Source organism: Bradyrhizobium sp. NBAIM03, from assembly GCF_020194055.1.
GTDB classification, from domain to species: domain Bacteria; phylum Pseudomonadota; class Alphaproteobacteria; order Rhizobiales; family Xanthobacteraceae; genus Bradyrhizobium; species Bradyrhizobium yuanmingense.
Map to the genome: position 1 here is coordinate 92,936 of NZ_JADYVS010000017.1, position 12,385 is coordinate 105,320.

Genomic DNA, 12,385 nt, shown 5'->3' on the forward strand with positions numbered 1-12,385 from the left:
TTGATTGGGCTGCGCGGCGATGCTCGCGCGACGCGCGACTACATCGTCGCGCCAAGCACCCAGGGCGCGAACTCGGCGCCACCGAAATCAAAGCTCTCGCTCTTGGTCGGCTGGCCCGAGGCCGTCTTGAGGATGAGTTCGAAGATGCGCTGTCCGCATTGTTCGACGCTCTCCTCGCCTTCGAGGATGGTGCCGCAATTGACGTCCATGTCCTCTTCCATGCGCTTGTACATGGGCGTGTTGGTGGCGAGCTTGATCGAGGGCGCCGGCTTGCAGCCGAACACACTGCCGCGGCCCGTGGTGAAGCAGACGAGGTTGGCACCTCCTGCGACCTGCCCGGTCGCGGCCACGGGGTCGTAGCCGGGCGTGTCCATGAACACGAACCCCTTCTTGGTGACGGGCTCGGCGTAGCGCAGCACCTCGACGAGGTTGGTGGTGCCGGCCTTCGCCATCGCGCCGAGTGACTTTTCCAGAATGGTGGTGAGGCCGCCGGCCTTGTTGCCGGGGCTGGGATTGGCGTTCATCTCGGCGCCTTCGCGCGTCGTGTATTCGTCCCACCAACGCATCAGGTCGACCAGCTTCTCGCCGACCTCGCGGCTGACAGCGCGGCGCGTCAACAGATGCTCGGCACCGTAGGTCTCCGGCGTCTCCGACAGGATCACGGTGCCGCCGTGACGCACGATGAGGTCGCTGGCCGCGCCGAGCGCAGGATTGGCCGACACGCCGGAATAGCCGTCCGAGCCGCCGCATTGCAGCGCCACGGTGAGCTCGCTCGCCGGCACCGTCTCGCGCTTGACCTTGTTGGCATCGGCGAGCGCCTCGCGCACGAAGGCGATGCCGGCTTCGACCGTCTTGCGGGTGCCGCCGACCTCTTGGATATCCATCGCGCGCAGGCGGCCGGCAAGCTTCTGCTCTTCCATCAGGCCGCCGATCTGGTTCACCTCGCAGCCGAGACCGAGCACGATGACGTGCGAGAAATTGACGTGCCGCGCATAGCCGCCGAGTGTGCGGCGGAGCAACGCCAGCGGCTCGTTTTGTGTCATGCCGCAGCCGGTCTTGTGGGTCAGCGCAACCACGCCGTCGACGTTGGGGAAGTCAGCGAGCGGATTGTCGCCGGTGAACGGATTCTTCTTGAAGACGTCGGCGACGAGGCTGGCGACATGCGCGCTGCAATTCACCGAGGTGAGGATGCCGATATAATTGCGCGTGGCGACGCGGCCGTCCGGACGGCGGATGCCTTCGAAGGTCGCCGGCAGGTCGAAGTTCGGCGTCGGCTTGACGTCAGCGCAATAGGCATAGTCCTTGGCGAAATCACCCATTCCGCAATTCTGCACGTGCACGTGCTGGCCCGGCGCAATCGCTTGCGTGGCAAAGCCGATGATCTGGCCGTAGCGCTTGACCGGCTCGCCCACCGCGATCGGCTTGATCGCGACCTTGTGGCCGGAGGGGATGCGGTCGACCGTAGTCACGCCGTCGGCCACCAATGTTCCCGGCGGCAGGCTCGCGCGCGCGATCACCACACCATCATCGGGATGCAGGCGGATGACGGGGCTGATGGTCATGGCGGGTCTCCTTTGGAGGCGAATAGCGAATGGCGAGTGGCGAATGGAAAAGGGAGTAGCCCTATTCGCTACTCCCCATTCGCCATTCGCGAGTTTCTCAGGCCTTGCCGCCCGATTCCTTGCGGGTGGCGTTCACCTGCATCTTGGCGTAGGTCGTCATCAGGCCGACTTCATTGGACAGCGTCACCAGCTTGAAGCCCATGTTGATCGCGCGCGCCGCGCCTTCGGCGCCGCTGCAATGGATGCCCGGGTTGAGGCCGCGCTTGCCGCACTCCTTGATGATCTTCTCGTAGATCGCGAGAATCTCGGGCTCGCTGCGGTCGAGCTTGGGCTCGAGGCCATAGGAGAAGCCGAGATCGGACGGGCCGATATAGACGCCGTCGATGCCTTCGACGTCGAGGATCGCTTCCATGTTCTCGACGGCGGTCCGCGTCTCCATCATCGGCAGCAGCACGATCTCGTCGTTGGCCGTCTTCTGATAGGAGCCGGCGGTGCCGTACATGCCGGCGCGGATCGGGCCGTTGGAGCGCACGCCCTTGGGCGGATATTTCGAATAGGAGACCAGGTTCCGGGCTTCCTGCGGCGTGTTGACCATCGGGCAGATCACGCCATAGGCGCCGCCGTCGAGCACCTTGCCGATGATGCCGGGCTCATTCCAGGGCACGCGGACCATCGGGGTGACCGGATGCTTGTCCATGGCCTGGAAGCACTGCACCATCGAGAGATAGTCCTGCACGCCATGCTGCATGTCGACCGTGACGCTGTCGAAGCCGCATTGCGCGATCATCTCGGCCGAGAAGCCGGAGGGAATGGCAAGCCACGCGTTGACGACCGCCTTGCCCGACTTCCAGATCTCTTTGACTTTATTGGCCACGTTGCCTTTCCTTCCCTGTTGCTCTCACTTCGCCGCGGATCGGGTTGGGCCGCACTTTGAGCGAAAAAAAGCGTCAATGTCCATGGCTCTCGCCGCGCACGCACGCATATCAGGGTTCATCCCTCCGCGAGGGTATCATCGGTGCTGCCGAGCCCCGCAAGGCTCCGTTCGAGTTCGCCGAGCATCTCCTGCAATTCGGCGAGCTTGCGGGCGCCGAAACGCCGCGTGATCTCGGCATAGATCGCCTCCGACGTCGGCGCGACCGAGGCCATCAGCTTCAGCCCCTCCTTCGAGATCGAGACCATGCTGCGGCGCTGGTCCGCTTTCGCCGTCTTGCGCTCGATCAGGCTGCGCGCCTCGAGGTCGCGCAGGATGCGCGACAGGCTCGGCCCGAGCAGGAACGCGGTGCGCGCGAGTTCCGTGACCTCGACCGCCTCGATCGCCGCCAGTGCGCGCAGGATGCGCCATTGCTGCTCGGTCAGGCCGTGCTCGCGCAGCGAGGGACGAAACTGCCGCATCACAGCTTCCCGGGCCCGCAGCAGCGACATCGGCAGCGAACGCGAGAAATCGCGCATCGGCACCTGGCGCGTAGCAGGGGGGTGACCGTTGACGGGATCGGCGGATTTCTTCGTCATGACGCCCTTTCAAGCCGCAAAACGTTTGCAGTGCAGCAAGCCGAATTTGTGTTTGACGCATTCACTTAACATGTTAAGTATCTCGCGGCACCACGATTTGTAAGATCACAAATGGCGCTTTCCAACGACGATATCCAAGCTTGTGCGAGGCGTCTGCACCAGGCGGAGAAGACCCGCACGCAGATCCGGCAGCTCTCGCAGGACTTCCCGGACATCAGCATCGCGGAGGCCTACGCGATTCAGAAGGCCTGGGTCGACGTCAAGATCGCCGAGGGGCGCATGGTCAAAGGCCACAAGATCGGCCTGACCTCGAAGGCGATGCAGAGCGCGCTTGGCATCGACGAGCCGGATTCCGGCGTGCTGCTCGACGACATGTTCTTCGCCGATGGCGGATTGGTGCCGACCGAGCGCTTCATCGCGACGCGCGTCGAGGCCGAGCTCGCCTTCGTCATGAGCAAGCGCCTTTCTGGGCCCGACTGCACGCTATTCGACGTGCTCAACGCCACCGACTTCGTGGTGCCGGCGCTGGAGATTTTGGATACACGGATCGAGCGCGTCGATCCCAAGACCAAGGCGACGCGAAAGATCTTCGACACCATCGCCGACAATGCGGCGAATGCCGGCATCGTGCTCGGGGGGCGGCCGATCCGCCCGCTGGATGCTGACCTGCGCTGGATCGGAGCGCTGTGCTTCAAGAACGGCCAGCTGGAAGAGACCGGCCTTGCCGCCGGCGTGCTCAACCATCCCGCGACTGCCGTCGCCTGGCTCGCCAACAAGATCGCCCCGCTTGGGCTGGCGCTCGAGCCGGGCCAGGTCGTGCTCGCCGGCTCGTTCATCCGTCCGATCGAGACCCGCAAGGGCGACACAATCCAGGCCGATTATGGCGCCTATGGCTCGGTCAGCTGCTACTTCGCCTGAAGACAGGGAGTGAAACCGCGATGCCGCATTTCACCATCGAATATTCGGCCAATCTCGACGGCCGCCTCGACATCGCCGCGGTGTGCGAGGTCGTGCGCAAGGCAGCTAGCGAGACCGGTATCTTCCCGCTCGGCGGCATCCGCGTTCGTGCCATCCGCTGCGAGCACTATGCGATTGCGGATGCAAAGCAGGATTACGGCTTTCTCGACATGGTGCTGCGCATCGGCGAGGGCCGCGACCTGCCTACCCGCCAGAAGGCCGGCGAGCACGTCTTCCAGGCGCTCTCAAGACATCTCGATCCCGTCTTCGCCGCCAGCAAGTTCGCCCTGTCGTTCGACATGCAGATCAACGACAAGGACACCAGCTGGAAGCGCAACAACATTCACGACGCCCTGAAAGCGGAGACCGCTCATGGATAAGCCCACGCCGAAAGCCGATCTGTTCCAGGCCAACCGTGACCGCCTCGCGCCGCTTTTGAAGACTCTGCGCGCGGACGGCATCGGTCACATGACCGACGGAAAGACCGTCGCCTCGATCTCCGGCGAGACGTTCGAGACCAGGTCGCCGGTCGATGGTGCCGTGCTCGCCAGTGTCGCGCGGGGCAAGGCCGAGGATATCGACGCGGCGGCGACTGCGGCTGCGCTCGCCTTCAAGTCCTGGCGCGACATGGGTCCGGCCATGCGGAAGAAGCTGCTGCATCGGGTGGCCGACGCGATCGAGGACAATGCGGAGGACATCGCGGTACTCGAATGCATCGATACCGGGCAGGCCTATCGCTTCATGGCCAAGGCCGCGATCCGCGCCGCCGAGAATTTCCGCTTCTTCGCCGACAAATGCGCAGAAGCTCGCGACGGCCTCAACACGCCGAGCGACGAGCATTGGAACGTCTCGACGCGGGTGCCGATCGGCCCGGTCGGCGTGATCACGCCATGGAATACGCCATTCATGCTCTCGACCTGGAAAATCGCCCCGGCGCTTGCGGCCGGCTGCACGGTCGTGCACAAGCCGGCCGAATGGTCGCCGGTGACGGCCTCCATTCTCGCCAGGCTCGTCAAGGAAGCCGGCGTCCCCGACGGCGTGCTCAACACCGTGCACGGTTTCGGCGAGGAAGCGGGCAAGGCGCTGACCGAGCATCCCGCCATCAAGGCAATCGGCTTCGTCGGCGAGAGCGCGACCGGCTCGGCCATCATGATGCAGGGCGCGCCCACGCTGAAACGCGTGCATTTCGAACTCGGCGGCAAGAATCCGGTGATCGTGTTCGACGATGCCGATCTCGACCGCGCGCTCGATGCCGTCGTGTTCATGATCTACTCGCTCAACGGCGAGCGCTGCACCTCTTCCAGCCGCCTGCTGATCCAGCAGAGCATCGCGAAAGAATTCGTGGAGAAGCTGACGGCGCGGGTGAAGGCGCTCAAGGTCGGCCATCCCCTCGATCCCGCCACCGAGATCGGCCCGCTGATCCACGAGCGGCACTTGGCAAAGGTCTGCTCGTATTTCGACGTGGCGCGCCAGGACGGCGCGACGATCGCGGTCGGCGGCAAGGCCTATGACGGGCCCGGCGGCGGGCATTATGTCGAGCCGACACTGGTGACCGGGGCGCACGGCAAGATGCGGGTGGCGCAGGAGGAGGTGTTCGGGCCGTTCCTCACCGTGCTGCCGTTCCGCGACGAGGCGGACGCGGTCGAGATCGCCAACGACATCCGTTACGGTCTGACCGGCTATGTCTGGACCAATGACATGGGACGCGCGCTGCGCGTTGCCGATGCGCTGGAGGCCGGCATGATCTGGCTGAACTCGGAGAATGTCCGCCACCTGCCGACGCCGTTCGGCGGCATGAAGGCTTCAGGCATCGGGCGCGACGGCGGCGATTATTCGTTCGACTTCTACATGGAAACCAAGCACGTCTCGCTGGCGCGGGGCACGCACAAGATTCAGAAGCTGGGAATTTAGCGGCGGTGTCATTCCGGGGCGGCCCGAAGAGCCGAACCCGGAATCCATCGAGCAGCAGAGTTGGTGGATGAATGGATTCCGGGTTCGTGCTTCGCACGCCCCGGAATGACGAAGCCGAGAGAGGGGAAACGCACATGCCGGTACCGCAACACGTCTTCGAGCCGCCGTTCAACATCATTCGCTCGAGCCACGTCGTGCTCGACGTCACCGATTTGAAGCTGAGCCGCGAGTTCTACGAAAGCATGGTCGGCCTGCATGTCGAGGACGCGGACGACGAGGTCGTGTACCTGCGCGCGGCCGAGGAGCACCAGCATCACTCCCTGGTGCTACGGAAAGCCGCCGCGCCGGCTTGCGCCCGGCTCGGCTTCAAGGTCGGCAACGACAAAGATCTCGACAAGGCCGCCGCGTTCCTGTCCGAGAACGGCCTCGCCTACGCCTTCGTCGACCAGCCGTTCCAGGGCCGCACGCTGCAATTCACCGATCCCTTCGGCTTTAGAATCGAGCTCTACGCGGCGATGGAGCGGCGGCCGCATCTCTTGCGCCGCTACGACCTCTATCGGGGCTGCCACCCGCAGCGGCTCGACCATTTCAACGTCTTCGCCGCCGAAGTGCAGGACACCATGGAATTCTACGCCCGGCTCGGCTTTCGCCTCACCGAATATGCCGAGGAGGACGGGCCGGACGGGCGCATCGCCGCGGCCTGGATGCATCGCAAGGGCAATGTCCACGATTTCGCCATCACCAACGGCAAGGGTCCGCGGCTGCACCATTTCGCCTATTGGACGCCGACGGCGATGAACATCATCCATCTCTGCGACGTCATGGCTTCGCAGGGCTTCGTGAAGAACATCGAACGCGGTCCGGGACGCCACGGCATCTCGAACGCGTTCTTCCTCTATGTGCGCGATCCCGACGGACACCGCCTCGAGCTCTACACCAGCGATTATTTCACCGGGGACCACGACCACGAGCCGCTGCGCTGGTCGCTGCGCGATCCGCGCCGTCAGACGCTGTGGGGCGCCCCTGCCCCGCGTTCCTGGTTCGAGCAGGGCTCGCCGTTCACGGGGCAGGCCGTGCGCGAGCCGAAATTCGTGGCCGATGTGCTGGTGGCGGATTGATGAAGCTGCCTCGTCTCGCCACCTATTCCGTCAAGGGTGATGTCAGCTATGGCGCCGTCCTGGAGGGCGGCATCGTCGATCTCTCCGCGCGCTATGCCCAGACCTATCCGACGCTGCGCGAGGTGATCGCGTCCGGAAAGCTCGTGAGCCTTGCAGAGGAAGCCGCTGGTCGCACGCCGGTTCACGCACTCAGCGAGATTACCTCGTTGCCGCCGGTACCCGCGCCGGAGAAGATCATCTGCATCGGCGTCAACTATCCGGACCGCAACGCCGAATACAGGGATGGCCAGGAGGCGCCGAAATATCCGAGCATGTTCATGCGCTCGCCCCGCTCCTTCGTCGGGCACGACACGCCGCTGGTGCGCCCGCGCGCCTCGGTGCAGCTCGACTATGAGGGCGAGATCGTGCTGGTGATCGGCAAGCCAGGCCGGCATATCCCCGAAAGCAGCGCGCTCGACCACATCGCCGCGCTGACGCTCTGCAACGAGGGCTCGGTGCGCGACTGGCTGCGCCACGCCAAGTTCAACGTGACGCAAGGCAAGAACTTCGATTCCAGCGGCAGCCTCGGCCCGTGGCTCGTGCCCTACACGCGGGAATCGCAGGTCGCCGACATCAGGCTCACCACGCATGTCAACGGCGAGCTCAGACAGGATGATCGCACCAGCCGGCTGATGTTTTCGTTCCGCTATCTCCTGAACTATATCTCGACCTTCGCAACCCTCGTCCCCGGCGATATCATCGTCACGGGCACGCCGACCGGCGCGGGTGCGCGGTTCGATCCGCCGCGATATCTGAAGCCCGGCGACATCGTCGAGGTCGAGGCCGAGGGGATCGGACGCTTGCGCAACGGCGTGGTCGACGAAGCCTGAACAACAAGCGAAATGGAATAGCCAAATGACCAGCCTCACCGGCGGCGAAGCGATCGTAAGCGGGCTTGTCGCCCACGGCGTCGACACCGTGTTCGGCCTGCCCGGCGCGCAGGTCTACGGCCTGTTCGACGCCTTCCACCAGGCCCAGCTCAAGGTGATCGGCGCGCGGCACGAGCAGGCCTGCGGCTACATGGCATTCGGCTATGCGCGCTCCAGCGGCCGGCCCGGCGTGTTCAGCGTGGTACCCGGCCCGGGCGTGCTCAATGCCAGCGCGGCGCTGCTCACCGCGTTCGGCTGCAACGAGCCGGTGCTGTGCGTCACCGGCCAGGTGCCGACTTCGTTCCTGGGCAAGGGTCGCGGCCATCTGCATGAGATGCCGGACCAGCTCGCAACCTTGCGCACCTATGTGAAATGGGCCGAGCGCATCGAATATCCCGGCAATGCGCCGACGATCGTGGCACGCGCGTTCCAGGAGATGATGTCGGGACGGCGCGGCCCCGCCTCGGTCGAGATGCCCTGGGACGTCTTCACGCAGCGCGCGGCAACAGTGCCTGCGCAGGTGCTGGAGCCGCTGCCGGCGCCGCAGCCCGATCCTGATATGATCAAGCAGGCCGCCGCGCTCATCAGGACCAGCAAGGCGCCGATGATCTTCGTCGGCAGCGGCGCGATCGAAGCGGGTGAGGAGATCCTCGAACTCGCCGAGATGATCGATGCGCCCGTGGTCGCCTTCCGTAGCGGCCGCGGCATCGTCTCCAATGCGCACGAGCTCGGGCTCACCATGGCCGCGGCCTACAGGCTGTGGCCGAACACCGATCTCATGATCGGCATCGGCACGCGGCTGGAGCTGCCGACCATGTCGCGCTGGCCGTATCGGCCCGCTGGCCTGAAGTGCATCCGCATCGACATCGATCCGGTCGAGATGCGGCGGTTCTCGTCCGACACTGCGATCGTCGCCGACGCCAGGGCCGCGACCCGCGATCTCGCTGCCGCCGTGGGCAAGGCCGGCTACAGCAAGACCTCCGGACGGCGCGCCACGATCCGCGAGGCCACCGCGGCCGCGCAAGCCGAGATCCAGCGGGTCCAGCCGCAGATGGCCTATCTCAACATCCTGCGCGAGGTACTGCCGGCGAACGCGATCGTCACCGACGAACTATCGCAGGTCGGCTTCGCCTCCTGGTACGGCTTTCCGGTGTACCAGCCGCGCACCTTCATCACCTCGGGCTACCAGGGCACGCTCGGCTCGGGTTTCCCGACCGCGCTCGGCGCCAAGGTCGCCAATCCCGACAAGCCGGTGGTGGCCATCACCGGGGACGGCGGCTTCATGTTCGGCGTGCAGGAGCTTGCCACCGCCGTGCAGTTCAACATCGGCGTGGTGACGCTGGTGTTCAACAACAACGCCTACGGCAATGTCCGCCGCGACCAGCGCCAGCATTTCGATGGCCGCGTGGTGGCGTCCGACCTCATCAATCCGGATTTCGTCAAGCTCGCGGAATCCTTTGGCGTCGCCGCGGCGCGCGTCACCGCGCCGGAGCAGTTCAAGGCGGCGATGGAGAAGGCGCTCGGCCACGGCGGGCCGGTGCTGATTTCAGTCGAGGTGCCCAGGGATTCCGAAGTCAGCCCGTGGGCTTTCATTCACCCGCCGAAGCCTTGAGGCCGGACGCTCCCTGTAGCCGCGCGGCTGCAATCACCAGCAGACCGGCGCCTGCGACCGACCAGCAGGCGACCGGCGCCCAGTGCAGCAGCGGCGCGTATTCCGGCATCTTCTGCAGGCCGCCGGCAACCGCCGCCATCCGCGCGAAGGTGCCGAGGGCGAGCGCGGAGAAGACGAGGCCCGTGACCTTGCCTTCAGCGCCGGTCGAGCCGATCGCGAGCGCAGCCGAGACCGCGCTCATCAGCATGCAACCCCACGCGGCTCCGGCGAGAAATTGCGCGGCGATCAGCATGTTGAGATTGCCGGCGAACTCGGCCGCCGCAATCGCCACCGCACCGAACAAGCCCGCGGCACCCATCACGACGAGGCCGCCACGATGCTTGACGACGAGGCTTGCCGGAAACATCGCGATGTTGAAGCCGATCCAGAACACCGGCATCAGCCATTGCAGGTCGCCGGGAGCTGCAAAGCGCAGATAGAACGGCGCGCTGTTCATGGCAAAGTGCAGCTGGTAGCCGAGTGCGAGCGCGACCATCGCGACGATGAAGGTGATCGGGACGAGACCGAGCGGTGCTGCCGCTTCGTCCGGTGTGGGCGGCACGGTGTCGCGCGCCACGTCGTGCTCGATCCTGGACAGCCCGAGCGCGGTCAGGAGCAGCACCACGCTGGAGATCACGAACGGCAACCGCGCATCGTGCTCGCGCAGCACCACGCCGAGATAGGGCGAGAGCGCGCCGGCGACGCCGTAGCCTAGCATGGTCAGCGCGGCGAGGAACGGCACTTGCGGCTTGGCGCGGTACTTGCCGAGCAAGGTCAGAGGCGGCGCCCGCAACGCAGAGGACGTGATCGACCAGATCACGATCAGCGCGATGAACCAGCCCTGCGCCGCCGCACCGGCTCCGGCAACGAACGGAAGCGCGACGAAGGCGCCGCAGGAGATCGCGGTCACGAGGGCGACGAACAGGCCGAGCCTGCCGACATGGGGCGCGAGCTTGTCGGCGGCGATTCCCATCGCGGTGTCCGCAATGGTGAAGATCGCCTGATCCAGCATCAGGATGAGGATCACGGCGGACGGCGCGATGCCGACCTCTGCGGCCAGCTTTGGCAGGTAGACAACGTAGGTCGTCCAGCCCAGCGTGAACACCAATTGCAGGCCTGCGAGATAAAGCCCCGTGCGGTTCGCCGTGCCCGTGCCGGTCGAGTTCTGTGTGGTGGTCATGTCGCCGCCTCCCCGCCCGAAGCTTAGACGAGCGAAGGCGGCGAGGAAACGCGTCAGCGCGTCCTGCGGAAGGTCAGATTGATCCGCTTCCGGCCGAGCAGCGGATGCTCGCCGTCGGCGAGCGGCGCGACGCCGTGATAGGCGAGCCTGCTGGCCCCGCCCCAGACCACCACGTCGCCATGGACGAGGCGGAAGCGGCGCGGCTTGTCATTGCGCGCGAGGCCGCCGAACAGGAAGGTCGCGGGCAGGCCGAGCGAGACCGAGACGATCGGCGCGGAATAGTCCAGCTCGTCCTTGTCCTGGTGCAGCGACAGCCGCGTGCCGGGCTCGTAGCGGTTGACGAGGCAAGCATCGGGCGCAAAGCCTTCAAAGCCGCCCTGCTCCGCGGCGCCGCGGGCGAGATCGGCCAACAGCGGCGGCATCGCCGGCCATGGCGCACCGGTGCGCGGATCGATGGGATCATAGCGATAGCCGGTGTGATCCGTGATCCAGCCGCGCTCGCCGCAATTGGTCATCGCCACCGACATCAGATGGCCGCCCGGCGTCGTCATCCGCCGGAACGGCGATTGCGCCACGATGGCGCGCACGGCGTCGATCAGCCCGCTCTCGATCGGCTTGACGAAGCCGCGCAGCAGCACGGCCCCATCGGCGATGTTTTCGCGCGACGGTTGGGCTTCTGCGACGCTATCGAACAAATCAGCCGTCAACGGCTCCGCTCATTTGGCATCGTGAAAAATCACACCCAGCGTGTGGCGCTGGCCGGACCTGATCCGGCTGACGCCGTGGCGGAGATTAACGCGGTAGGTGCCGCGTGTCCCCTGCACCGGACGATGATGCACAGCGAAGGCGACCGCATCGCCCTGTGCCAGCGGCACCACCTCGGCGCGGGACTGCATGCGCGGGCGCTGCTCGGTCAGCACGAACTCGCCACCGGTGAAGTCGCGTCCGGGCTCGGAGAGCAGGATCGCGACCTGGAGCGGGAACACGTGCTCGCCATAGAGGTCCTGGTGCAGGCAATTGTAATCACCGGCCTCATATTGCAGCAGCAGGGGCGTCGGCCGCGCCTGCCCGGCATCGTGGCAGCGCTTCAGGAACGCCGCGTGTGCGGCGGGATAGCGGATGTCGATCCCCATCGCCTCGTTCCAGCGATTGGCGACGGCTTGAAGATGCGCGTAGAGCGCCGGGCGCAGCTGCGCGATCAGATCGGGCAGCGGATAGGCGAAGTACTTGTACTCGCCGCGGCCGAAGCCGTGGCGGCCCATCACGATGCGGCTGCGGAAGTGCGCATCGTCCGGGTAGAGCGCGGCGATGGCGCGGCATTGGTCAGGCGTCAGCAGGTTCTTCAGGACGGCGCAGCCCTGGGTGTCGAGCTCGGCGGTGATCTGCGGCCAGTCGAGGGCGTCGACATGGTCGGCGAGGTTGGGAACGGAGTCTGGTGCGGAAACGCGTTTCGCGATGGCCATAGCAATCATCCCATTCACATCCGTCATTCCGGGGCGCGACGAAGTCGCGAGCCCGGAATCCATAACCACGATCGGGAGTATGGATTCCGGGCTCGCGCCCAAGTGGGCGCGCCCCGGAATGACGGG

Annotated in this window: 12 protein-coding genes; 6 read left to right on the forward strand and 6 right to left on the reverse strand. The window is 65.7% G+C overall.

All coding sequences use genetic code 11. From position 1 onward, the window contains the following. Positions 1 to 38 precede the first annotated feature (38 nt). From I6F21_RS24285 to hpaR, 3 genes are all read right to left on the reverse strand, one after another. Positions 39 to 1,562 carry an altronate dehydratase family protein gene (locus tag I6F21_RS24285; RefSeq protein WP_225139532.1) on the reverse strand — a complete coding sequence of 508 codons (1,524 nt, stop codon included), beginning with the start codon at positions 1,560 to 1,562 and terminating at the stop codon, positions 39 to 41. A 97-nt stretch (positions 1,563 to 1,659) separates the two neighbouring features. Beyond that, the gene (locus I6F21_RS24290; RefSeq protein WP_100230151.1) at positions 1,660 to 2,436 is read right to left on the reverse strand and encodes an aldolase/citrate lyase family protein; all 777 of its coding nucleotides are present in this window, start codon (positions 2,434 to 2,436) and stop codon (positions 1,660 to 1,662) included. Positions 2,437 to 2,552: 116 nt separating this feature from the next. Beyond that, complete coding sequence (hpaR, locus tag I6F21_RS24295) at positions 2,553 to 3,071, reverse strand: homoprotocatechuate degradation operon regulator HpaR (protein WP_057027114.1); 519 nt, start codon at positions 3,069 to 3,071, stop codon at positions 2,553 to 2,555. A 111-nt stretch (positions 3,072 to 3,182) separates the two neighbouring features. Here hpaR and hpaH point away from each other — a divergent pair, with 111 nt between their 5' ends. The 6 genes from hpaH to I6F21_RS24325 all read left to right on the forward strand — a co-directional run bounded on the left by hpaH (position 3,183) and on the right by I6F21_RS24325 (position 9,577). Continuing rightward, positions 3,183 to 3,989 carry a 2-oxo-hept-4-ene-1,7-dioate hydratase gene (hpaH, locus tag I6F21_RS24300; RefSeq protein ID WP_225139533.1) on the forward strand — a complete coding sequence of 269 codons (807 nt, stop codon included), beginning with the start codon at positions 3,183 to 3,185 and terminating at the stop codon, positions 3,987 to 3,989. Positions 3,990 to 4,009: 20 nt separating this feature from the next. After that, entirely contained in the window at positions 4,010 to 4,408 is a 399-nt protein-coding gene (locus I6F21_RS24305) for a 5-carboxymethyl-2-hydroxymuconate Delta-isomerase (protein ID WP_225139534.1), read from the forward strand. Beyond that, a complete protein-coding gene (hpaE, locus tag I6F21_RS24310; protein WP_225113529.1) occupies positions 4,401 to 5,939 on the forward strand; it encodes a 5-carboxymethyl-2-hydroxymuconate semialdehyde dehydrogenase in 1,539 nt (512 codons plus the stop codon). The genes I6F21_RS24305 and hpaE overlap by 8 nt, the downstream gene beginning before the upstream one ends. Positions 5,940 to 6,073: 134 nt before the next feature. Continuing rightward, the gene (gene hpaD, locus I6F21_RS24315; RefSeq protein WP_109144450.1) at positions 6,074 to 7,057 is read left to right on the forward strand and encodes a 3,4-dihydroxyphenylacetate 2,3-dioxygenase; all 984 of its coding nucleotides are present in this window, start codon (positions 6,074 to 6,076) and stop codon (positions 7,055 to 7,057) included. After that, positions 7,057 to 7,926: a fumarylacetoacetate hydrolase family protein gene (locus tag I6F21_RS24320; RefSeq protein WP_225139535.1), complete on the forward strand. Its 870-nt coding sequence runs from the start codon at positions 7,057 to 7,059 to the stop codon at positions 7,924 to 7,926. Before hpaD ends, I6F21_RS24320 begins: the two co-directional genes overlap by 1 nt. A 25-nt stretch (positions 7,927 to 7,951) precedes the next feature. Beyond that, positions 7,952 to 9,577 (forward strand): thiamine pyrophosphate-dependent enzyme, encoded by a 1,626-nt coding sequence (locus tag I6F21_RS24325; protein ID WP_225139536.1) that lies wholly within the window; start codon positions 7,952 to 7,954, stop codon positions 9,575 to 9,577. Here I6F21_RS24325 and I6F21_RS24330 read toward each other — a convergent pair. From I6F21_RS24330 to I6F21_RS24340, 3 genes are read right to left on the reverse strand one after another with little or no spacing between them, the layout of a single operon-like run. After that, complete coding sequence (locus I6F21_RS24330) at positions 9,555 to 10,796, reverse strand: MFS transporter (protein ID WP_225139537.1); 1,242 nt, start codon at positions 10,794 to 10,796, stop codon at positions 9,555 to 9,557. The genes I6F21_RS24325 and I6F21_RS24330 overlap by 23 nt on opposite strands. Positions 10,797 to 10,849: 53 nt before the next feature. Then, a complete protein-coding gene (gene alkB, locus I6F21_RS24335; protein WP_036023030.1) occupies positions 10,850 to 11,503 on the reverse strand; it encodes a DNA oxidative demethylase AlkB in 654 nt (217 codons plus the stop codon). Between the two features lie 9 nt (positions 11,504 to 11,512). Further along, the gene (locus tag I6F21_RS24340; protein WP_036023029.1) at positions 11,513 to 12,259 is read right to left on the reverse strand and encodes a 2OG-Fe(II) oxygenase; all 747 of its coding nucleotides are present in this window, start codon (positions 12,257 to 12,259) and stop codon (positions 11,513 to 11,515) included. Positions 12,260 to 12,385 lie beyond the last annotated feature (126 nt).